Annotated in this window: 16 protein-coding genes and 2 tRNA genes; 12 read left to right on the forward strand and 6 right to left on the reverse strand. The window is 57.2% G+C overall.

The annotated features are described in order from the left end of the window. Nucleotides 1-2: 2 nt before the first annotated feature. The 4 genes from UH5x_RS00895 to UH5x_RS00910 are packed head-to-tail and all read left to right on the forward strand — an operon-like array spanning nucleotide 3 to nucleotide 4409. Nucleotides 3-950: a polyprenyl synthetase family protein gene (locus UH5x_RS00895; protein ID WP_482636096.1), complete on the forward strand. Its 948-nt coding sequence runs from the start codon at nucleotides 3-5 to the stop codon at nucleotides 948-950. Further along, nucleotides 947-2854 (forward strand): 1-deoxy-D-xylulose-5-phosphate synthase, encoded by a 1908-nt coding sequence (gene dxs, locus UH5x_RS00900; protein WP_047813437.1) that lies wholly within the window; start codon nucleotides 947-949, stop codon nucleotides 2852-2854. Before UH5x_RS00895 ends, dxs begins: the two co-directional genes overlap by 4 nt. Continuing rightward, entirely contained in the window at nucleotides 2854-3744 is an 891-nt protein-coding gene (locus tag UH5x_RS00905; protein ID WP_047813438.1) for an NAD(+)/NADH kinase, read from the forward strand. Before dxs ends, UH5x_RS00905 begins: the two co-directional genes overlap by 1 nt. Before the next feature lie 20 nt (nucleotides 3745-3764). Further along, nucleotides 3765-4409, forward strand: a complete 645-nt coding sequence (locus UH5x_RS00910; protein WP_482634386.1) for an RluA family pseudouridine synthase — start codon at nucleotides 3765-3767, stop codon at nucleotides 4407-4409. Between the two features lie 557 nt (nucleotides 4410-4966). On the opposite strand, the gene UH5x_RS00915 is transcribed toward UH5x_RS00910, so the two are convergent. Next, entirely contained in the window at nucleotides 4967-6826 is a 1860-nt protein-coding gene (locus UH5x_RS00915; RefSeq protein ID WP_482634387.1) for a hypothetical protein, read from the reverse strand. Between the two features lie 49 nt (nucleotides 6827-6875). Here UH5x_RS00915 and UH5x_RS00920 point away from each other — a divergent pair, with 49 nt between their 5' ends. Both UH5x_RS00920 and UH5x_RS00925 read left to right on the forward strand, forming a co-directional pair. After that, complete coding sequence (locus tag UH5x_RS00920) at nucleotides 6876-8423, forward strand: sulfatase family protein (protein WP_083434816.1); 1548 nt, start codon at nucleotides 6876-6878, stop codon at nucleotides 8421-8423. A gap of 468 nt (nucleotides 8424-8891) precedes the next feature. Then, nucleotides 8892-9830, forward strand: a complete 939-nt coding sequence (locus UH5x_RS00925) for a DUF1559 family PulG-like putative transporter (protein WP_482634388.1) — start codon at nucleotides 8892-8894, stop codon at nucleotides 9828-9830. 434 nt (nucleotides 9831-10264) lie between these two features. On the opposite strand, the gene UH5x_RS00930 is transcribed toward UH5x_RS00925, so the two are convergent. Both UH5x_RS00930 and UH5x_RS00935 read right to left on the reverse strand, forming a co-directional pair. Continuing rightward, nucleotides 10265-10337: transfer RNA gene (locus tag UH5x_RS00930), tRNA-Lys, on the reverse strand. A 126-nt stretch (nucleotides 10338-10463) separates the two neighbouring features. Further along, a tRNA-Ser gene (locus tag UH5x_RS00935) sits at nucleotides 10464-10552 on the reverse strand. A gap of 464 nt (nucleotides 10553-11016) precedes the next feature. On the opposite strand from UH5x_RS00935, the gene UH5x_RS00940 reads away from it, so the two are divergent. From UH5x_RS00940 to UH5x_RS00960, 5 genes are all read left to right on the forward strand, one after another. Then, the gene (locus tag UH5x_RS00940; protein ID WP_047813569.1) at nucleotides 11017-11631 is read left to right on the forward strand and encodes a hypothetical protein; all 615 of its coding nucleotides are present in this window, start codon (nucleotides 11017-11019) and stop codon (nucleotides 11629-11631) included. A 166-nt stretch (nucleotides 11632-11797) separates the two neighbouring features. Further along, nucleotides 11798-12694: a polyphosphate kinase 2 family protein gene (locus tag UH5x_RS00945; protein WP_482634389.1), complete on the forward strand. Its 897-nt coding sequence runs from the start codon at nucleotides 11798-11800 to the stop codon at nucleotides 12692-12694. 99 nt (nucleotides 12695-12793) lie between these two features. Beyond that, a complete protein-coding gene (gene ispG, locus UH5x_RS00950; protein WP_482634390.1) occupies nucleotides 12794-13942 on the forward strand; it encodes a (E)-4-hydroxy-3-methylbut-2-enyl-diphosphate synthase in 1149 nt (382 codons plus the stop codon). 196 nt (nucleotides 13943-14138) lie between these two features. Next, nucleotides 14139-14480 carry a tetratricopeptide repeat protein gene (locus UH5x_RS00955; protein WP_047813443.1) on the forward strand — a complete coding sequence of 114 codons (342 nt, stop codon included), beginning with the start codon at nucleotides 14139-14141 and terminating at the stop codon, nucleotides 14478-14480. A gap of 1294 nt (nucleotides 14481-15774) precedes the next feature. Further along, nucleotides 15775-17091 carry an FAD-binding oxidoreductase gene (locus UH5x_RS00960; RefSeq protein WP_482634391.1) on the forward strand — a complete coding sequence of 439 codons (1317 nt, stop codon included), beginning with the start codon at nucleotides 15775-15777 and terminating at the stop codon, nucleotides 17089-17091. Nucleotides 17092-17513: 422 nt separating this feature from the next. Here the strand turns inward: UH5x_RS00960 and UH5x_RS00965 are convergent, their stop codons facing one another. Then, nucleotides 17514-18344: an SDR family NAD(P)-dependent oxidoreductase gene (locus UH5x_RS00965; RefSeq protein ID WP_482634392.1), complete on the reverse strand. Its 831-nt coding sequence runs from the start codon at nucleotides 18342-18344 to the stop codon at nucleotides 17514-17516. Beyond that, the gene (locus tag UH5x_RS00970; RefSeq protein WP_047813448.1) at nucleotides 18335-19066 is read right to left on the reverse strand and encodes an SDR family oxidoreductase; all 732 of its coding nucleotides are present in this window, start codon (nucleotides 19064-19066) and stop codon (nucleotides 18335-18337) included. Before UH5x_RS00970 ends, UH5x_RS00965 begins: the two co-directional genes overlap by 10 nt. Nucleotides 19067-19216: 150 nt before the next feature. Here UH5x_RS00970 and UH5x_RS00975 point away from each other — a divergent pair, with 150 nt between their 5' ends. After that, nucleotides 19217-19795 (forward strand): glutathione peroxidase, encoded by a 579-nt coding sequence (locus tag UH5x_RS00975; protein WP_047813570.1) that lies wholly within the window; start codon nucleotides 19217-19219, stop codon nucleotides 19793-19795. A gap of 439 nt (nucleotides 19796-20234) precedes the next feature. Here the strand turns inward: UH5x_RS00975 and UH5x_RS00980 are convergent, their stop codons facing one another. Then, on the reverse strand, nucleotides 20235-21974 hold the full coding sequence (locus UH5x_RS00980) for a YTV domain protein (protein ID WP_047815981.1): 1740 nt from the start codon (nucleotides 21972-21974) through the stop codon (nucleotides 20235-20237). Nucleotides 21975-22001 lie beyond the last annotated feature (27 nt).

Consider the following 22001-nt stretch of genomic DNA (forward strand, 5'->3'; position numbering starts at 1 on the left):
GCGTGGATGCATCGGGTGAGCACCGTGAACAGTCGGTGGAAACCCACCGATCATTGAAAGACTACATGGACGCTCGACGTCCGGCGGTGGAAGCGGCTTTGGAAGAAGCCTGCCGGGATCGGGCTGGAGTTCCAGAACGATTGGCGGCTGCGATCCGGTACGCCGTCTTGGCGCCGGGAAAGCGGCTTCGTCCGATGTTGACGATCATGGCGGCGGAAGCGTGCGGTGGCGATGTCGCTGGCGCAATGCCATCGGCCGTGGCGATCGAGATGATTCATGCCTATTCGCTGATCCATGATGACCTGCCTGCGATGGACGACGACGATTTGCGTCGTGGGCGACCGACAACGCACATTGAGTTTGACGAAGCCACGGCGATTCTGGCGGGGGACGCACTGCAATCGATGGCATTTGCTCATCTGCACCAAAGCACCCCCGACGTTTCACGCTCGGCAGCGCTGATTGGGACGTTGGCCACCGCATCGGGGCCAGCTGGGTTGGTCGGCGGCCAGGCCGATGACTTGGATGCGGAGAAACGCACCGTGGAGGACTTTGGCGGTCCCGATTCGGCGCTGAAGCACTTGGAAGCGATCCACCAACGTAAAACGGGGGCTTTGTTCATGGCCTGTGCGGCCATGGGCGCAATTTCCGCCGGAGCAGATTCGCGGGCGGTTTCGGCCTTGACCGATTACGCTAAAGCGTTTGGACTCGCCTTTCAAATCACGGACGATTTGCTGGATTGCACGTCCACGGACGAACAACTTGGAAAACGAACGGGCAAAGACGACGGCCGGGGCAAACTGACGTACCCGGGATTGATGGGACTGGATCGGGCGAGAGCCCACGCCAAAGCGACCATTTGCACGGCGCACGAATCGCTGCAGTTGTTCGGAGCGACTGCGCAGCGGTTAACAGAATTGGCGGACTTTGTTTTGGAGCGTACAAATTGATTGATCACAAACACCCCCTGCTGGCAGGTTTGCAGGATGCAACTCCGCTGGCCAATTGGTCCCCCGCGCAACTGGGCGACGCGGCCGTCGAAATCCGCGACGTGCTGTGCAATTTGCTCGCGACCCGAACGGCTCACTTCGCGTCCAACTTGGGCGTGGTGGAGCTTTGCTTGGCCCTGCACAGCGAATTCGATTTTCGCACGGATCGATTGATCTGGGACACGGGGCACCAGGTCTACCCGCACAAATTGGTGACCGGCCGCTACGACCGCTTTGAAACGATCCGCACTGCCGGCGGGTTGATGGGGTACCCCAACCCCCACGAGAGCGTTTACGACCTGTTCATGACGGGCCACGCCGGGTGCAGCGTCAGCACCGCGGTCGGGTTGCGCAGTGGCGACATCTTGATGAACCAAGAGGATCGCCGAACCGTGGCCGTGATCGGCGACGGGGCGTTTCCCTGTGGAGTCGTCTTTGAGGCGCTGAACAACGCGGGCGAACTCGGCGATGATCTGACGATCGTGCTGAACGACAACAAAATGTCGATCTGTCATCGCACCGGTTCCGTGGCTCAGTACTTGGACCGGTTGCGCGGCAACCCGTTTTACACGGGGCTGAAACACGAGGTCACCCGGTTACTTGACCGAGTCCCGATGTTTGGCGACCCAGCCGAACGTTTGTTGGCTCAGATGAAAGAAGGCGTCAAAGCCGGATTGCTGGGCGGCATGTTGTTCGAAGAACTCGGGATCCGCTACATCGGTCCGATCGATGGTCACGACATCCCGTTGATGCAGAAGTACCTGCGTCTGTGCCGGGAGACACCCGGTCCGGTTCTGCTGCACGTGGTGACGGAAAAGGGACACGGTTACAAACCCGCCGCGGAAGACCCGGTGTTCTTCCACACGCCACCTGCTTTCGAAGACCGTGGTGGCACGCCGGTGACTCGGGGCAGCGATGGCCAGCCTCCTTACACAACTCATGCCCGCGACGCGATCGGTGCGGCCATGGATCGCGATTCGCGAGTCACGGTCATCACCGCGGCGATGTGCCAAGGCAACAAGCTGGAGCCCGTTCGCGAAAAATTCGCGGATCGATTCTTTGATGTTGGCATCTGTGAATCGCATGCGGTTGCCTTTGCCGCTGGGCAATGCAAAACCGGCATGCGTCCGATCGTGGACATCTACAGCACGTTCTTGCAACGCAGCTACGATCAGATTTTCCAAGAGGTCGCCCTGCAGGATTTGCCGGTCGTGTTCATGATGGACCGGGCTGGTCTGACCGCGCCGGACGGGCCGACTCACCATGGCGTTTACGACATCGGTTACATGCGTTTATTCCCGAACATGGTCTTGATGGCTCCTGGGTATGCCCAAGAGTTGTCGATGATGTTGGACACGGCACTGACGCTCGATCATCCGTCTGGGATTCGTTATCCGAAGGCGTCCGCGCTGGAGGCGACTCACACGCCGGCACCGATCGAAGTTGGCAAAGCCGAGTGGATTCGCGAGGGAGCCGACGGAACGATCGTGGCCTATGGTGCGATGTTGGAACAAGCGATTGCTGCGGCCGAGCAACTCGAAGGTGAGTTGGAAATCGGCGTCGTCAACGCTCGCTTTGTCAAACCGATTGATGCCGAGATGGTCCATCGAACCTTGAGCGGCGGTCGCTTTGTTGTGACGTTGGAAGAAGGCACTCGAGTGGGCGGGTTTGGTTCCGCGTTCTTGGAATCAGCGGTGGATCAACGCTTGGACACACGAGCTGTTCATCGGTTGGCGTTGCCCGACGAGTTTGTGTTGCATGGAGACCGTTCGCAGTTGCTGGACGAATCCACTTTGTCTGCGCAGAAGGTGATTGAGGTGTGTCGTGAAGCGGCTTCTGAGGTCGGTTCGCAGGTTGGTGTCTGATGTCATCTTCCAGCGGAGAAGCTCCGGATTGGTGTGGCTGTGGTCGGCCACCGCGAATTGTTGTGTTAGGGGCTCCTAACAAGAACAACGTGTCCTCCGCTTGGAAGCGCCTTCGGCCGACGATTCAGTCGCATGCGGAATTGGTCGCGGCTGACTTTGAATTCACCTATGACTTCTCGGATGACGACCTTGATTTGGTGATCGTGATTGGCGGTGACGGGTCCATTCTGCAATCCGCCCGTCAGATGGGCAGTCATCAAACACCGGTGCTGGGGATCAATTGCGGTCGCTTGGGATTTTTGGCCGCTCTTTCGCCCGAAGATTTTTTGGACGCTTGGCCCAAGGTCTGTCATGGTGACTTTTCGATCATTCGGCACCTGATGCTGGAAGTGCAGCTGGTTCGTGACGACCAGGTCATCGCTCAATCCATGGCTCTCAACGAAGCGGCCATTTTGAACGGGCCGCCGTTCGCAATTCTGGACATTGATCTCTACGCCGACGATGAGCTGGCGACCCAGTATCGATGTGATGGGTTGATCGTGGCGACTCCGGTCGGGTCGACCGCTCACAACTTATCCGCCGGAGGGCCGATCTTGAGACGGCAATTGCAGGCGATCGTGATCTCGCCGATCAGCCCGCACACGTTGACCTACCGTCCGCTGGTTGACTCCGCCGACACGCGTTTGGAACTGGCGGTGACGGAACCCAATGAATCGACCAGCATCGTGGTGGATGGTCGAATTCTAGGCCAGTTGAAATCGGGCGACCGGGTTCGTGTGCACCGGGCTCCGGTGGCGTTTGAAATGCTCCGAGTTCCCGGCCAGAACGACTATCGGACGCTCCGCGAAAAGTTGGGTTGGTCGGGGCGATTGGCGTTGCGACAGTCGTGAGCTGAGATCACGATATGCCGATGATTGAAATTCTTTGGGCTTCACATTCGTGCGTTGTCGCGTGCAAGCCGGCTGGCCTTCCCACCACATCGCCACCGGGCACACCGTGTCTGCAATCCAAGCTGCGCGAGCAGTTTGAACAAGCCGGCACTTCCACCAGCTATCTGACAGCCGTGCACCGGCTCGACCGTCCCGTGTCGGGATTGGTCCTGATCGCACTCCGCAAGAAAGCGGCGCGTTTGCTGAGCGAGCAGTTTCGGTTGCGACGCGTTCAGAAAAAGTATGTTGCGGTGGTGGAAGGCGACGCTCGCGAGGCTTGCAAGCAAGAGCCATGGCAGGACTATGTCGCCAAGACACCCGACCAGGCTCGTGTGGAAGTGGTGGAGCCTGAAACCGCCGATGCACGCTCCGCCGAAACGAAGGTGAGCTTTCTGGATTTTGATGCGGCGTCGAATCGTTCTCGGATCGAGCTTCGTCCCGTCACCGGACGAATGCATCAATTGCGAATCCAGTGCGGTCATCGTGGTCACCCGATTGTGGGTGATCCGCTGTATGGGAACGCGGAGGATGAGTCCGCCTTGCAGCTCGTCGCAGCCCAGTTGTCGTTTCGAGACCCGACCAACGGACGCGCCGTTGAGGTCGTGTTGCCTGAGTTGCCGTTCTAGTCAGTGGGATGGGCACTCTTGCCCGTCAGAGTCGGCCAAGAGTGCCCATCACAACCCGATGCGTGAGCGAGGGACGCCCTCAACTCCTGCGACGGCCCCATCCGGGGAGACCGTTTGTTGTCCGGCATTAGTCTCTCGGGGCTTCCGCCCCGAGCTAAGCAACGCGTGAACAACAAGTGACGATGTTAGCGGTGTGGCGCAAGCCGCCCGGTGAGGAACCGGAGGGCTCGCGCCCTTCCGCTACGTCACTTGTTGTTCACGTGGTCCTAAGCACGACGGCCCCATCCGGGGCGACCGTTTGTTTTCCGGCATCGGTCTCTCGGGGCTTCCGCCCCGAGCTAAGCAACGCGTGAACAACAAGTGACGTTGTTAGCGGTGTGGCGCAAGCCGCCCGGTGAGGAACCGGAGAGCTCGCGCCCTTCCGCTACGTCACCGGTTGTTCACGTGGTCCTAAGCATGACGGCCCCATCCGGGGCGAAACCCAGATGCCAACCACCACGAATCCCAAACGACCTTGTCGAGGTCGGGTGGATTGGCGTTGGACTTTGGCGTGCGAATCATTCGGGGATGTTCAGTGGGTTGAGCTGGCAGTTGGGTTTGAGCTGACGAAACCGTTGCAGGCCTCGTTCGGTGATCGTGGTGCGCTGAAGGTCGATGGTTTGCAATCGCGGCAAAGCGACCAGCGTGTCGATGGCTTGGTCGGTCAAATTGGTGCCCGTCAGCCAAAGCGTGGAGACTGACGGCGGGATCGACTTCAGTGCGGAGTCGTCGATGGCGGTGTAGCTGAGGTCCAGCTCTCGCAGTTGGTTCGCGCCACGCAGCAACGTGGTGACTTGGTTGGTCACTTGGGTGGCCTCCAGGCTCAGTTGATCCAATTGCTGGGTGTCGACGATCAGCCGTAGGACGTCCGCGTCGGTCAGTGGCAAACGCGAGAGGTCGCACCAGGTCAGGCCGTGGAGCGGTTTCTGTTTGGAAAGGCCCTGGCTGGTGAGGTTGCATCCGGCCAGGCACAACGTCGTCAGGTCTCCTTTGGCGGGATTGCGTGTCACGTGAGCATCGTCGACTCGCAGAGCACGCAAGATGGCCGCCGGGTTGGTCTCGTTCGCGGCATCGTTGCTGGTTGGAGAAGTCTCGGCGTTTGGCTTGGTTTGCGAATAGAGGTCGGCCAACTGTTTGAGCAGACCACGACGCTTGGTTGGGCCGGCGTTGTCCATCAGGTAGTGCGTTCGCAAGGCGGCTTGGGAGTACCAGCGAGCCAGGTCGGGTTTGGATTGTACGTCGTCGCGAGTGCCACGCAGGTCTTCGAGCGATGCAATGGGGACTCCGCCAATCAGGGCTTGGTAGCGAGCCAATTGCAACCGCGGGGATTCCCAACCGCCGACGTAGGCCAGTGATTGTTCGTAGCGAAGCGATTCGAAGTATCCCGCCATGCCTTCGATCAACCAAAAGTCTTCGGTGGTCGCGGTCGCGAAAGTTTGCCCGCGAGTTGGCCGACGTCGGGATGCGTTGGCGGAGGCTTCGGTGAACAGTTGGTGGCAGATCTCGTGATGCAAACTCGCCAGGTCGGGCTGTGGGAAAAAGAACGAGAGTCGCAGTGTGTCGCTGTAGAACCCGGTGGAGGCGGCGACCGCCGAGGTGTCTGTGTTGCGGAATGCGGTGGCGATCGTGGCTCGATAACTTTCCTGATCCGCCAGCAAGACGACGCGGTGACGTTGACCATGTTGAAGCCGAGCGGGGGACGACCGTGATTTCAAATGGTCGGCGGCCGATGTGTTTTCGCGTTCCCAGTCCCGGACGATTGCTGCGACTTGGTTTCGGCCCGACCAGATTGGGAAGAAGACCTGAGTCCAGACCCAGTATTCTCGTTCGAGAGCTTCGGCAACGGTCCGAGAAGACACGTCATCGGCTTGGCTGAGGATCTCGAAGTGATCGGTTTGCCAGACGCGGAAGGAACCCGGACGCCAGTTCAGTTCGCTGGGGGCCACCCGGCCACGGCGATCTGTGATCAGCACGTCTGCGTCGACGGGGAATCCGAACAGCGATCGGAGTTCCGGTTGGCTGGGGGATTCGTAGTGAGATTTCCAAAGGTCAATGTAGGCGGACCAGATCTCATCGGCGGGGTTGGGCGAGTCGGCCCGTGTGGCGAAATCGGCGGTCTGGTATCCGGCAGCGTCCAAGGGCTGGGAAGGCGATTCCAGCGGGGGCGGATCAGCGGCCGGCGGCAGCGGGATGAACGCGGTGACTCGGTCGATCGGAGTTTGCTCGGTCGATGTCGCCGTCGATGGCCCGGTCGCATGCGTTTCGGTGTCTGGCGGGGGCGTGGTGATCGGCGTGTCGTCGGCGGGCACCTGGGACGGAACGGCAGGAATCAGCCATAAAATCACAACGATCAGGTATAGTGGTGCTCTCGCGGGCATGCTCGTGAAAACCTTCCCCACCTTCCTCTCTCCCCACACCTTCTTCCACATGAAAAATCTCTGGACCTTGGTGGCTCGCGGCTGCCTTGTCGTGACGACGGCCGCCACCTGCTTGTTCGCATCGATGACGCTGCACGCGGCGGAACGAAATGTTTTGTTCATTATCACGGACGATGAGAGTCCCACGCTGGGGTGTTACGGTGATCCCGCGGCGGTGACTCCCGCGATTGATGCCGTCGCCGCCGACGGGATGGTGTTTCGAAACGCGTTTGCCACCACGGCCTCGTGCAGTGCCAGCCGAAGTGTGGTGATGAGCGGTTTGCACAACCATCGTAACGGACAGTTTGGACATCAACATCATTATCACAAGTTTGCTTCGTTCAACGACGTCGCTGGGTTGGCTTTGCCGCGTGTGATGGCAAACACCGGCTACCGCACCGGACACATTGGCAAGTATCACGTCGCGCCCGAATCGGTTTATCACTACGAAACCTACTTGAAAGCCAATTCGCGTAGCGCGGTCGAGATGGCAGAAACCGCGAAGGATTTTCTGACGAACCAAGAAGACGACCGTCCGTTCTTCCTGTATTTCGCAACCTCGGACCCGCACCGTGGTGGTGGCGTCGACAAGACGTCCGAGTTGGAGCTCAAGCCTGATTTGTTCGGTAACAAACCGCGTCGAGGTGCTTACCCGGGTGTCGAAGAAGTCTTCTTTGATCCCAAGGATGTGGTCGTACCCGACTTTTTGCCGGACACGGCTGAAACTCGTTCGGAGTTGGCTCAGTATTACCAAGCCTGTGCCCGCGTCGATCAAGGCGTGGCTCGATTGGTCCAGATTCTGAAAGAGGCGGACCTCTACGACAAAACCATGATCGTGTTCACAAGTGATCACGGGATGGCGTTCGCCGGCGGCAAGACGACCGTGTACGAAGGTGGACTGCGCGTCCCGATGGTTGTTCGTGATCCCTACCAAGAAGAGCGTGGTGTGGAGAGCGGTGCGATGATCAGCCACATCGACATCACGCCGACCCTGCTTGATTTTGCTGGTGGTTTGGACCGGAAGACCAACGCGCCGAAGAAGTTGGTTCCTGCCAAGAAGCTTCGCAACGAGCTGGGCGTTTCACCGATGGACAATCACAACGGCAACAAGCCGCTGGATCATTACCACGGTCGCAGTTGGATGGATGTGTTGGCCGATCCGGCGAAGGCACATCACGAAGAGATCTTTGCATCGCACACGTTCCACGAAATTCAAATGTACTACCCGATGCGAGTCATTCGGGATGGCAAGTACAAGTTGATTTGGAACATCGCTCACGGGCTGGATTATCCCTTCGCCAGTGACCTGTGGGCAGCCAGTTCGTGGCAGGCTCAGTTGGCCAAGGGCATGGACGCACCGTACGGAAAGCAAACGGTGGGCAAGTACATCCACCGACCCGAGTTTGAACTGTTCGATATCGAGGCCGATCCCAATGAGTCGACCAACTTGGCGATCAGCAGCAGCCACACGGAGGTCTTGGAAGCTTACAAGGCGAAGCTCAAGAAGCTGCAGAAAAAGTACGACGATCCTTGGATCATGAAGTGGGATTACGAGTGATCTCGTTTGGTTTGTGCGGCGGGTCAACGAGCGTTTGAGACCGTCGCTCAATTCGTTCAGCCGGCCTGCCGCGGGGCATCCCAACGTGGGCCGATCTGGAGTGCCAGCGGGGTTCCGGCGTTTGGTTCACACGCGATGTTTCATCGGATATTTGATATCCGGTGTTGGTTGGTGTGGATTGAGCAAAGATGCCGTGAAGCATGGCCCCTTTTGACTCGCCGTCCTCTTTCTGCGATTCCCAACGCTCCCCCGCGTTCATACGATCGGAAGCCGTGCGACTCCGCTTTTCTTACTTCTTGGTGTTGAGCGGGTAGGCAGGAGTCTATCGGCAAAACCTCACGTAGGCGAGTCTCTCGGAGACTCGCAAATGGCAACGTCTTGGGGGACGCTGCTACGTGGTGAGGCCCAAGCGGTTAGCGGGGTTTTGTCCAATCATTCCTGCTTAGCGTCTGAGTTAAGGGGCCAACAATGCGTCAAGGCAGAAGAAACGGGTTCACACTTCTCGAACTGATGGTGACTTTGGCTTGCGTGGCGGTGGCCATTTCGCTTCTTGCGTCAGCCATTCTCGCCGTGAGAGGTTCCGCACGAAAAGTCACCTGTGCGAACCGGCTTCGTCAGGTGGGGCTGGCCATGCTGAACTACGAGTCGGTTCACCGATGCTATCCGAGGGGCAATGGAAACGGGTTTTCATTTCAGGTCCGTCTGCTTCCTTTTCTGGAAGAGACCGATCGCTATGATTCCATCGACATGAGTATCCGTCCTTACGATCAATTGAACTCTTCTTGGCAACTGCCTCCTCCGGTCGTGTACCAGTGCCCCTCCGATTCATTTCACTCGACAACGGAGGGACGCGAAAGCATCAATTACGTTGGCATTAGCGGCGGGACGCCAACACCCAATTACAACGGTGTGATCTACAGCGGTTCTGTTCGCAACGGCTTTGCCGTCACGGCCGCTAGCATCACCGATGGGCTCAGCAACACCTTGGCAATCACCGAGTCACTCGCGTACAGGAGTTTTCCCGGTGAGCCCAACCGTTTCGACGGCAGGACTGCGTCAACCACGCGGCGCTATGAAATCCCAGAAGAGTTGGATGCGTTTCAAGAAGAGTGCTTTGGCAGTTCTGAGTCCTCAGGCCTCGCTTCGTATGGTCTGGGTGGCGTGTGGTATGAGGCATCGTTGGGAGTCTCTTGTTTGATTGCGATCTTTCCCAAGCAACCTCGAAATTGCAAGAATGGAACATCGTACAACAACGCATTGTTTGCCCCGAGTAGTGTGCACGGTGACCTGGTCCATTGCGTGGATGCGGCCGGCGCAGTTCGCGTGATCAACCAATCCATCGACACGCAACTCTGGCAGGCATTGGGGACGCGAGATGGTTCCGAGGTCATCCAGGCCGACTTTTAGAGACGGTGGGCAGGATGATTGGAGTGCAGTCCGAATTCTTGGCGAATCCGGCGACCTCAGAGTCGAACCGTTGTCCTCAACTGTTTGCGTGCTGGCGTCGAATCGTCGAAGCAGTCAACGCGATTGCGATCCAAATTGACGCAGAGGCGGGGAGACGCGAAGGCGGAGAGGGTCCGCCGTTGTTCAAAACCGCCCTGGAATGCCCGAGCGATCGATCCAGCCGAAACGCGTTCTTCTTCGAGCGACCCCATGCGTCTCTGCGGCTTGGCGTCTCTGCGTCAAAAAAAGATCCTGACTCCCGCGTTTCAGTTGCTGTCCGAATTCTCGGCGAATCCGGCTACCGTTTGTGCCTGTCCGAATTCTTGGCGAATCCGGCTACCTCGGAGGGAAATTTGGCACGCAGGCCGCTCGCCCACGCTGGGGCCAAAAAGAAGTGAGAGTGCTGGGACTCGAACCCAGGACCATTCGATTAAAAGTCGAATGCTCTGCCAACTGAGCTACACTCTCGACCGACGACGAATCGTCGGTTTGAACTGAACCGAAACGGTGGAGCGAGATTCACCAACATTCCAGAGCGAATGCCAGAAAAAAAAGCTGCCAATTGCAGAAGCAATCCGGCCGACCGAGTTCAAGCGGAGCGGACAGGATTCGAACCTGCGGAACCAGTTTCCCGGTTCACCGATTTAGCAAACCGGCGCTTTCGACCACTCAGCCACCGCTCCTGGTGGAAACGTGCTCACGAGACGTTGCCGCCGCGTGACGTGTTTCGGTCAGGCGGGATTGTGCTTCATTCCGCTTTCCGCTGCAACCCTTTCTGGCCTCTGATAGGCGGACACAGAGAACTTTTTCTGGGTTCGGATCCCTTCCGAATGTTGCAATCGACTCAGTCACCGCAATTGGAACCAAAACGGGGCTTGCTCGCCCCCTCGATCGAACCCCGCGAGCCCGGCCACCCATGTCTTTCGTTGCATTACACTGGACCATCTCACGGCGGTACATCCAATCGATGTTTTCGCCCAGGGACCCATCGGATTCGAAGATCGAATCCGTTTGGCCAATGGTTTATTTGAATCGACGAGTTTCCCCACCCCTTCCCCACCTGATTTTCACCAACATGCGACCTCTTTTTGTCAATGTCTTGTCGGCCGCTTTGGCGGCATCCACCCTCTCCGCGTATTCCCCGCTTGTGTCCGCCGAGGACGCTCGTCCGGCAAAAGTCGTTTTCCAAGACGACTTTGAAGATGGCGACGATCGATGGGAATTCCTGGATCCCAAGACTTGGAAACTCAATTCACCCACCGGCGAATCCAAGAACGGATCGATCGAGATCACGGATCGAAAATCCGAGTACGCGCCTCCGACTCGAAGTCCTGGTCACGTGGCCTTGGTCAAAGACTTGGAAGTTGGCAGTTGCGAGATTCAATTTCGTGTCCGCAGCACGCTGGACACCGGCAATCACCGAGATTGCTGCGTGTTCTTTGGGTACCAGGACTCCTCGCATTTTTACTACGTTCACTTGGGTGCGAAGCCTGACCCGCACAGCGGTCAAATCATGATCGTCAAGGAAGCCCCGCGATTGGCGCTGACGAAGAACGAAAAACTGACGCCCTGGGACAACGACTGGCACAACGTGTTGGTTCGCCGGGATGTTGAGAGCGGCAAGATCGAGGTGTTCTTTGACGACATGGAAACGCCTCACATGAGCGTTGTCGACAAAACGTTCGGAGCCGGTCGCATCGGGCTGGGCTCGTTCGATGACTTGAACGAGTTCGATGATGTGGTTGTCCGTGAAATGGACTGACGATTTTGATGACGGATCTCGCGCTGGGCTGGGGGAGTTGGATGCATGAGTTCATGCTCGGCCCTCCCCTCCCTTCGCTCGACCCTCCCTGAGGGAGGGTGAAGTTTTGGAGGTTCCGAATCAACAAGGATAACGAGAAGCCACTCCATTCGACCACAGGAACAGCATGAGCACGGACGAAGATTCAACCAACGAAACGCATTGGGATCTCGATCCGAAGTTTGACTTCGTCGACGCCCATCGCCTGCCTTTTTCGAGTGACAAAGTGTCGCTGAAAAAGATCGACACGGAGTGTTCTGGGCCGTTCGAAGGCAAGGCTCACGGTCGAGCGTTCACGCATCAAGCGAATATCGAAATTCGTGATTTGCAGTACCGTATGTACACGGAGGGCAAGCAGTCGTTGCTGGTTGTTCTGCAGGCTCCTGACGCAGCCGGCAAAGATGGCTTGATCCGCAAGGTGCTTGGCCAGATGAACCCGCAAGGGTGCCGGACGTACCCGTTCAAGGTTCCGTCTTCAGAAGAGCGGGCGCACGATTTTTTGTGGCGAATTCACAAGGCGACCCCTGCGGCGGGCAAGGTTTCGATTTTCAATCGCTCGCACTACGAAGATGTCTTGGTCGTGCGTGTGGAGGATCTGGTGCCGAAGTCGGTTTGGAAAGAACGCTACGAGATCATCAACGACTTTGAGAAGATGCTCGCCCATCGTGGCACTCGGATTTTGAAGTTTTACCTGCACATCAGTCCGCGAGAACAACTTGAACGATTCAAAAAACGCTTGGACGATCCAACCAAGCACTGGAAGCTGAACGCGGGGGATTACGAAGCCCGCGACAATTGGGCGGCGTACCGCGAGGCGTACGAGGACGCGATGGAAAAATGCCACTCGAAAATCGCTCCTTGGCACGTGATCCCCGCGGACAAGAAGTGGTACCGAGATGCGTCGGTTGCCGCGATTGTTCGCGAAACGCTGCGTGACATGGACCCGCAGTTGCCAAAAGTGGACGTGGATTTGGACCACATTCGGCAGCTCTATGAACGCGAATTGGCCGAGATGACGGAGTGATCCGGCATGGTTTCTTGCGGTTTCTCTAACAGGGTGGCTTGTCAGACCCGGTTTCGTCTGAAAACTCACTGTTTCTTGGCTCACTCTTTTCTCGACTGATTGCTTTCGTACATGAAAATTCGCCGCAACCCGACTCGCCCGGTCACCATCGGATCGATCACGATCGGAGACGGTCACCCGATCGCTGTTCAAAGCATGACGGCGACGAAGACTCAAAACATCGATGCGACGGTCGAACAAGCCGAAGCCTTGCACGCTCGTGGAGCGGGCGTCGTCCGGATCGCGGTCGACAGTGACAAGGACGCGGAAGCGTTGGCGGAGATTCGCAAGCAAACGAAGGCGAACTTGGCCGTCGATTTGCAGGAGAATTTTCGACTGGCTGAAAAGGTCGCGCCGCACGTTGACAAGATTCGGTACAACCCCGGCCACCTGTATCACCACGCTCGCGAGTTGACCTGGCAGGAAAAGGTTCGCTATCTGATCGACATCGCCGGCAGCAACCACTGCGCGGTGCGTATCGGTGTGAACTGCGGCAGCGTCGATCCGGCGAAAAAGGAAAAGTACGACCACGACGATTCGATCACACCGATGCTGGAATCGGCACTGGAACACTGTGAACTGGTCGACTCGTTGGGATTTCATAACTTTGTCGTGTCTCTGAAGGACAGTGACCCGTCCAAGGTCGTCCAGGTGAACACGTTGTTTGCTGAGAAACGCCCGGACGTGGCGCTGCACTTGGGCGTGACAGAAGCGGGCATGCCGCCGGACGGAATCATCAAAACGCGGATCGCGTTTGAGCAATTGATCGGCAAAGGCATCGGCGACACCGTTCGCGTTTCGCTGACGTTGCCGAACCCTCGCAAACCCGAAGAAATCGATGCGGGCAAGCAGATCGTCGACGACATTCATGCGGGCCGCGTTCGCAGCGTGGTCAAGTTCGACGATTCGAAGCTGAACATCATCAGTTGCCCCAGTTGTTCACGCGTGGAGAACGAGGCGTTCATCGATTTGGCTGCCAAGGTCAAGGAAATGACAGCATTTGCCCAAGATTATGCGATCACGATCGCTGTGATGGGATGCCGCGTGAACGGGCCCGGCGAAACCGATGACGCGGACCTCGGGTTGTGGTGCGGGCCTGCAAAAGTCAATCTAAAGCGTGGCCCGGAAGCTCTCGGTGCCTTTGGGTACGACGAGATTTTGCCTAAGTTGAAGCAGGAACTCGACGACCTGATCGCCGCCAAGCAATAGGTTTCTGTCTTCGCTTGGTTTTCGGGACCAATTTGTAGCGGAAGTCGTCAAGACTTTCGGCGAACCACCATGCAACTCGAAATTCTTGACGAGTTTCGCTACTCGAGGGACGAGTTTCGCTACCCGAGGAATGAGTTGCAGTGGCGTTCCTTTGGGAATGCTTTTCAATCCACCTAGTTCTCTGATTTAGATTCACATGGCCAGCGACGAACTTTACGAACGATACAACGAAGTCGAAAAAATCATCGACGAGGAAAAATTCGAAGAAGCCATCGCGGGTTTGAAGCCGTTGGTGGAAGAGGACGAAACGTTTGTGATCGCTCACTTAGCGCTCGCTCGTGTTTACACGAAAACGGGCCAGCACGAAGAAGCGATCGAGCACGGCAAGAAGGCTTGCGAGTTGGAGCCCGACGACGCGTTCAACTTCACCGCCATGAGCGTCACGTACCAACGGGCTTGGGCGGGAACGCAGAACCAGGCCTACATCGCTGCTGCCGAAGACGCGATGGCTCGAGCCCAACAGCTCAACGCCATGTAGGCAGACCTGTCGCCGGATTCGCTCTTCAATCTGGTAGCCGGATTCGCCAAGAATTCGGTCGTGAAGAATCGCGACGCGTCAGGAATCGTTTTGACGCAGAGACGCCAGGGCGCGGAGACGCAGGGGATCGCCCGAGGAAGAACGCGTTTCGGCGGATTCGATCGCTCGGGCATCGAAAGAGTGTTCTGAACAACGGCGAGCCTCCGCGTCTCCCCGCCTCTGCGTCAATTTTGTTCTCAGCCGCGTTGAGCGTTTCGGTGATCTGACGCCAGCACGCAAACAGTTGAGGACAACGGTTCTACTCTGGTAGCCGGATTCGCCCAGAATTCGGTCGTGAGGGAAAGCTGGGCGACAGGAATTGTTTTGACGCGGAGACGCCAGGGCGCAGAGACGCATGGGATCGCTGGAGGAAGAACGCGTTTCGGCGGATTCGATCGCTCGGGCATCGAAAGAGTGTTTTGAACAATGGCGAGCCTCTGCGCCTCTGCGTCAAAGTTTGCTCTGAATCGCGTTGAGCGTTTTGGTGCTCTGACGCCAGCACGCGAACAGTTGAGGACAACGGTTCTACTCTGGTAGCCGGATTCACCAAGAATTCGGTCGTGAGGGAAAGCTGGGCGACAGGATTTGTTTTGACGCAGAGACGCTAAGGCGCAGAGACGCATGGGATCGCTCGAGGAAGAACGCATTTCGACGGATTTGATCGCCTGGAAATTCCAAGTTGGTTCTGAACAACGGCGAGACTCTGCGCCTCCGCGTCTCCCCGCCTCTGCGTCAATTTTGCTCTCAATCACGTTGAGCGTTTCGGTGCTCTGATGCCAGCACGCGAACAGTTGAGGAGAACGGTTCCACTCTAAGGTAGCCGGATTCGCCGAGAATTCGGTCGTGAGGGAACGTCGGGCGTCAGGAGTTGTTCTGACGCAGAGACGCCAGGGCGCAGAGACGCATGGGATCGCTCGAGGAAGAACGCATTTCGGCGGATTCGATCGCTCGGGCATCGAAAGAGTGTTCTGAACAACGGCGAGCCTCTGCGCCTCCGCGTCTCCCCGCCTCTGCGTCAATTTTTCTCTCAATCGCCTTGAGCGTTTCGGCGAGCGTTCGCCAGTGACGCACCAGCGATTCTGCGATTCTGCGTTTCTGCGGCTCAACCGTCACGACCGTTGCAAGCTGATCAGGCAAGGACGGAGTGCGTTGGATTCCGATGCTCGTTGCGTGCACGCGGGCTTGGCGGAGCAACAAATTCACAGACGAACCTGTTGAGTTTGATTGCTTCCGATTTTTGCTGAGCGTTTGAGCCGTGTCTCCATCGTTGTTTTTCGCCGCGATTTTCTGTGGAAGCTGTTTCCTGTTGTTCGTCGGCAGCGCCGATGCGATCGAGGAATGGGAGTGGAAGCGGCTGACGCGAAAACGGCTTCCGAAACTTCGGAGCGGCAATCGGCTCCAAACTGTTGCCAATGAGTCTGCCGAACAAGCACGGACCGTTGCCAAACCGGACGTGTCGCAGCATCCCTTGCGATGGAAAGGATGGCGTTCGGTCAGCGTGCAATCGATCAAAGACGAGTCGCCGGATTGTCGCTCGTTCGTGTTTGTTCCCAGCGAGGGCGAACCGTTCCCACCATTCTTGGGCGGGCAATACTTGACCGTGCGACTGAACGATCCATCGACGGGCAAAAAGGTCTCGCGTTGCTACAGCCTTTCCAGTGGCCCTGATGAACCGCACTACCGGATTACGGTGAAGCGGGTGCCGGGCGGGAAAATGAGCAATCTGTTGCACGACACCATTGGTGTGGGCGATCCGATCGAGATTCAGGTCCCCAAAGGAAAGTTCCACTATTCCGCGGACGAGAGTCACGCTCGCGATCCGCAACCGTTGAATTTGATCGCAGCCGGAATTGGAATCACGCCGATGTTGTCGATGATGTTCCAAAGCCTGAACGAGCGGTCTGATCGCGAAGTCAATTTGTTCTATCAAGTCCGAAACGCGATCGACGCACCGTTCCTGACTCCGATTCGTGAAATCGCAACGATGTTGGAGACGACCACAGGCGTCCGCGTGCACCTTTGGTTCAGCAAACCGGAAAGCGACGACATCCAACCCGGCGACGCAGTCGGGCGATTGTCAGCGGAGCAGATTGTGGATCGCCTCGGGCATCATCGCGGCGAGTATCTGATTTGCGGTCCCGATGTGTTCATGAACGCGATCGCGGATGGGCTGATCGAACGCGGTGCTGCGGCTGATCAAGTGATGTTTGAATCGTTTGGTGGCAAGTCGAAGTCGGCGGGAGCCTTGGCTGTTCCGGCTTGCGATCCCTGTGTGGATGGAGCGGGGGCGGATGGCCCTGAATCAGACGAGTCTGTCGGTTGGAGCGTCACGTTTCAAACCAGCAAAAAGTCGGCCTCGTTTGAGGCTGGGATGGACGGTTTGCTGGACGTGGCGGAATCGTTGGACGTGGAGGTTGATTCCGGGTGTCGTTCAGGTGATTGCGGTGCGTGCGTTTGTCGTTTGGTTTCGGGCCAGGTGAAATACGACGAGTCACCGGAATGCGATCTGGAAGACGACGAAGTGGTGTTGTGCGTCGCCAAACCGGTCAGCGAAGTCGTCATCGACGCTTGAACTTGCCCCGTAGCCCCGTAGGCCAGGTTCCACCTGGCGATCCAGCCGATGCTTTGGCAAAAGCGAGGCGATCAATTTGGGTGGGGCGCGAGGGCGTTATGGTTTGGAGTTTCACCATGCCAGGTGGGACCTGGCCTACGTGGGGCGTTGGCCGGGCTGAAAAAAAATCAACCAGGCAGTTTAGGCGGTTTCCGGCGATTGGTATTGATACGGCGTTAGTCGTTATTGAAAAGTCAAAGTGTAAACTGACAGTTGCAAAATGCCGGAATGCTTGGGGGAAATCGCATCCATTTGCATTTTTTAATTGTCAATTTAACTTTTTCAATGAGTTGCATTCAGTTCGCACACTTACCGCCCTGCCAACAGTTTTGTTAGCCCAGGCGTTGGCTGGTTGGATTGAATGGGCCGCGGCAGACATCTGCTCAGGCGGTGCTTTTGCTGAGCAGCCAATCGGCGAGTCTTGGCGAGACCGCGTTGATCGCCATCAGGGCACGGACCTTGGGCGGCATCACGATTTCGATCTTGCGATCTTGGATGCATCGAAGCACCGCGGCTGCGACTTTTTCGGGTGGCAAGCCCTTCAATTTGGCGCCACCGCCGGGTTGCGCTGCGGTGGCGGGCACGCCGGCCTTTTTGTCGGTTTGGTAGCGGTCGATCGGTTGGTCATCGTCGCGACGGATCGGGCCCGGGCAAACGACGCCGACGTGGATTCCGTCCGCTTCCAGTTCCATTCGAAGTTGACGCGAAAAACCGACCAAGGCATGTTTCGCAATGACGTAGCCGCCGAGGTAACGCGGCGCGACTCGGGAGGCCAGAGAACCGAGGTTGACGATCACGCCTCGTGACTTCTTCAGTTCCTCGTATGCGGCGCGGCAGCACGTCCAAGCGGAGACCACGTTGTCGCGAAACAACGATTCCAGTTCGGCTGGGTCGCTGTTGATCAGCAGTCCACGATCACTGCGTCCGACCACATTGACCAAGGCATCGAGCGACCCGAACTGGGCGACGTGTTGATCGACCAGGGTTTGCATCGATTCGGTGTCGCAGGCGTCTCCCGCGAACACAGCGATGGAGTCAACGGAGTGGTGCTTCGAGAGCAATTCCGCAGCGTGTTGGAGTCGTTCTGGATTTCGACCCAGCATCGTGATCCGGTAGCCCTCGCTGAGCAATTGCCGGCAGACGTGCAGGCCCAAACCCGCGGATGCTCCCGTGACGATCGCGGAGGGAGTCTTCGTTGGCGGGGTCACACCCATTCTTGCGTGGTGGGTTTGATCACGATTTCGGGAACGCAAGCGCGCGGTGGCAACTGGCAGATCGAGAGCACGACCGAAGCGATGTCTTCGGGTTGCAGAATCGATTCCTTGTGCTCGTCGCTGACCGGAACCGGACGGTTGTCCAGGATCGGCGTGTTGACTTCGCCGGGGTAGACGTTGGTGATCCGAACGCCCTCGTGGCGAACTTCGTTGGCAACGGCGGTGCCCATCGCGGTCATCGCGAACTTGCTGGCGCAGTAGACGACCCCGCCCAATGTGATCGCTCGTTTTCCAGCGACGGATGAGATGTTGATGATCAATCCGTCGTGGCGGTCGCGCATGGCACCGATGACTTGGTGGATGCAGCGGTAGGCACCGGTGGCGTTGATCCGCAGGACGCGATCCCATTCGTCGGGATCCATGTCCGCCATGGTTCGTTTGGCGATGTTGATTCCGGCGCTGTTGACCAAGATGTCCACGTCGCCGTCGCTTGCGCGGATGTCTTGGAAAAACGCTTCGATGCTGTCGTTGTCAGCGACGTCGATCGTGTGGGTGCGGACTGGGTTGGGGGAATCGATGGAGCTGGCGAGCTCTTTCAGTGGGGCTTCGCGACGTCCGCCAACGGTGACTTTCGCGCCTGCCATGGCCAATTCGCGAGCGATTCCTGCCCCGATTCCGGTGCCTCCGCCGGTGATGGCAACGACTTTGTCTTTCAGGTTCATGGTGGATCGCAAATGTGGGGGGGATGGTTCAGGGGGGACAACTTCGATTTTCGATTTGCGGGAGTCATTTCGCAATCCCCCCTTGGCGAGACGGTTATAGTGTTCGCGTTGAATGTCCCGTCCCCACTTTTGTTTTCCACAGGAAAATCGATGTCACGTTTTTTGCTTCTCTCGCTCGCCCTGGGTTGTTTGATGAACACTTCTCAACCTGTTTCCGCCGCGGATTCGACGGCCGACCACGAATGCGTCTTGGCTCACGAAGCCCAAACGATTGAGGGCAAGGAAGTCGATCTGCACGATTTCGAAGGCAAAGTCGTCCTGATCGTGAATGTTGCCAGCAAATGTGGCTACACCAAGCAGTACGCCGGCCTGCAATCCTTGTACGAAGCCCACAAGGAAGACGGTTTGGTCATCCTCGGGTTCCCCTGCAACCAATTCGGATCGCAGGAACCAGGGACAAACGCAGACATTTTGGAGTTCTGCAGCGCTCGGTACAACGTCACCTTCCCCATGATGGGCAAGGTCGACGTCAACGGTGACGAAGCGTCTCCTCTGTACAAGCAGTTGACCAGCGTCGAGGCCAAACCAGCTGGGAAGGGCCCGATCAGTTGGAACTTCGAAAAGTTCTTGATCGGTCGCGATGGTCAAGTCATCGGTCGTTACAAATCGAAGGTCGCACCTTCCGACGATGAATTGGTTTCGGCGATCAAAGCCGCGCTGAAGGGCTAGAGGCCGGTGTGGCTCGCACGATTGGCGAGCACGAGCACGAGCACGAAAAGCTAAAAGCTAGTGGTCTATCACGACTTGTTTTTAGGGTAGTGGACGAGGCCACGAGTCCTGAACTGGCGTCAAATCCAAGGACTGGTGGCCTCGTCCACTACGACCAACCCTCACTTTTAGCTTTAACAGACCACTAGAAGCCAAAAGCTTTCCTCCAGCGCATAAAAAACGGGGCGAACTTGTCATGCAAGTTCGTCCCCGGTTTTGTTTGATCGCGTTGAGTCCACTCAGGCACCCCGGTGACTTCGTGGCCGGTGATCCGTTATTCGGTTCGATGTCCGAATCAGCACGGCCGACGAAGTCGGGTTGGGGTCGCTGTGTGGAGAGCGTTACGTCAACGTTCTCTGGGTAGCCCCGTTGTGGGGGCTCCCCTGAGAACAAGTTTCAATCAGCAGCCGCAAGCAGGAGCAACGTCGCAGCCTGCATCGCAACCAGCGTCGCATCCGCAGTCGTTTCCGCAGCCACAACCGTTGCCGCCAAGGATTCCCTTGAGCAAGCTACGGATAGGACCAGCCGAAGCAGGTGCACATGCTGGAGCACAGGCGTCTGCACATCCGCAAGTTGGAGCTGGGCAGCAAACGGTGACAGGAACTTGCTTGCAAACCACTCGTGGCACGCAACGAGTCACGGTGTAAGGCTCGCACACTTGGCGGCACTTCTTGACCTTGATCGTTTCTTGGTAGCACTCTTTGCGGCAAGTCGTGTAGCACACGGTCTTGGTACGGCACTCAGGGATCATCTTGCAAACTTTGTACTCGCAAACTTTGGTGCGGCACTCAGGAACCATCTTGCAGACGGTGTACTTGCAAACTTTGGTGCGAGGCTCGCAAACCATCTTGCAAACGGTGTAGTTGCAAGTCTTGGTGCGGCACTCGGGAACCATTTTGCAGGTCGTGTAGTTGCAAGTCTTCTGACGGTTTTCGCAAACCATCTTGCAGACTTTGTACTCAACGGTCTTGCTACGGCACTCAGGAACCATCTTGCACACGGTGTAGTTGCAAGTCTTGGTACGGCACTCAGGAACCATTTTGCACACTTTGTACTCAACGGTCTTGGTGCGGCACTCAGGAACTCGACGGCACACGGTGTAAGGGATTTCACGAGTACGGCATTCTGAGACGTACTTGGTGCAAGTCACTTCTTTTTGCTCGCAAGTTGGGACCCAGACTTTCTTGCAGATCGTCTTGGGGCAACCTTGAACGCATTCCACTCGGCATTTGCCGGGGCAGTACACGGTTCGGCAAGTCGAAGCGTCGAAGTACGACGTACCGGGCTCACGCACGGTGCGACGAATCATCGGTCCAGGAACGGTTTCCGTGACAGTTTCCCAGTGTCCACCTTTGACCGTGATGGTCTTGGTGTACGTTTGAGGGACGCTGACGCTGTAGTTTTCCGTGCGAACCTTTTGTTCTTGCACGGTGTTGTAAACCGTGTAGTTGATGTTTCGCGTACGAGTTTCGTACGTTGGCACCATCACGGTGTAGTTGGTCACTTTTTGACGAGTTTCGTACACAGGCTTGTTGACCGTGTAGTTGATCGTCTTCGTACGAGTTTCGTACACAGGTTTCTTGACTGTGTAGTTGATCACCCGTTGGTGCTGTTCGTAAACAGGCTTGTTAACGGTGTAGTTGATCGTTTTCGTACGTGTTTCGTACACAGGTTTCTTGACTGTGTAGTTGATCACCTTTTCACGAGTTTCGTACACAGGCTTGTTGACCGTGTAGTTGATCGTGCGTTGGCGTGTTTCGTACGACGGCACCATGACCGTGTACTGAACTTCTTTTTGGTGAGTTTCTGGAACCATCCGCGTACGGTTGACCACTTGGTCTTCGAAGTACACTTCGTTCCGAGTGCGGGTGCGAGTCTCTTGGACTTGCTCCATCACTGTTTCGCGGACGGTTCGCATCACGGTGTAAGATCCACCGGCGACGGCCGAACCGTCAGAGATAACCGAACCACCAGCCACAGCTGAGCCGTCTGCCATCACCGATCCATCGGCAACAACGGAACCACCACAACTGCTACAACCTTCGTAACTGATCGCGCCGCTGTAAGCAGCGTGAGCAGCATTCGCGCCCGAGACGACCGAAATGATCATCAGAGCAGGCAACAACCACAAACGTTTCATCGTAAGTTTCTCCACAGGTAACAACGG

It is taken from the genome of Rhodopirellula sp. UH5 (genome assembly GCF_056839225.1).

Bases quoted from the DNA above. Each gene is read 5' to 3' on its own strand.
- UH5x_RS00925 (WP_482634388.1), top strand. From the start codon at position 8,892: ATGCGTCAAGGCAGAAGAAACGGGTTCACACTTCTCGAACTGATGGTG.
- UH5x_RS00905 (WP_047813438.1), top strand. From the start codon at position 2,854: ATGTCATCTTCCAGCGGAGAAGCTCCGGATTGGTGTGGCTGTGGTCGG.
- UH5x_RS00915 (WP_482634387.1), bottom strand. From the start codon at position 6,826: ATGCCCGCGAGAGCACCACTATACCTGATCGTTGTGATTTTATGGCTG.
- UH5x_RS00955 (WP_047813443.1), top strand. From the start codon at position 14,139: ATGGCCAGCGACGAACTTTACGAACGATACAACGAAGTCGAAAAAATC.
- UH5x_RS00965 (WP_482634392.1), bottom strand. From the start codon at position 18,344: ATGGGTGTGACCCCGCCAACGAAGACTCCCTCCGCGATCGTCACGGGA.
- UH5x_RS00945 (WP_482634389.1), top strand. From the start codon at position 11,798: ATGAGCACGGACGAAGATTCAACCAACGAAACGCATTGGGATCTCGAT.
- UH5x_RS00980 (WP_047815981.1), bottom strand. From the start codon at position 21,974: ATGAAACGTTTGTGGTTGTTGCCTGCTCTGATGATCATTTCGGTCGTC.
- UH5x_RS00975 (WP_047813570.1), top strand. From the start codon at position 19,217: ATGTCACGTTTTTTGCTTCTCTCGCTCGCCCTGGGTTGTTTGATGAAC.
- UH5x_RS00910 (WP_482634386.1), top strand. From the start codon at position 3,765: ATGATTGAAATTCTTTGGGCTTCACATTCGTGCGTTGTCGCGTGCAAG.
- UH5x_RS00920 (WP_083434816.1), top strand. From the start codon at position 6,876: ATGAAAAATCTCTGGACCTTGGTGGCTCGCGGCTGCCTTGTCGTGACG.
- UH5x_RS00970 (WP_047813448.1), bottom strand. From the start codon at position 19,066: ATGAACCTGAAAGACAAAGTCGTTGCCATCACCGGCGGAGGCACCGGA.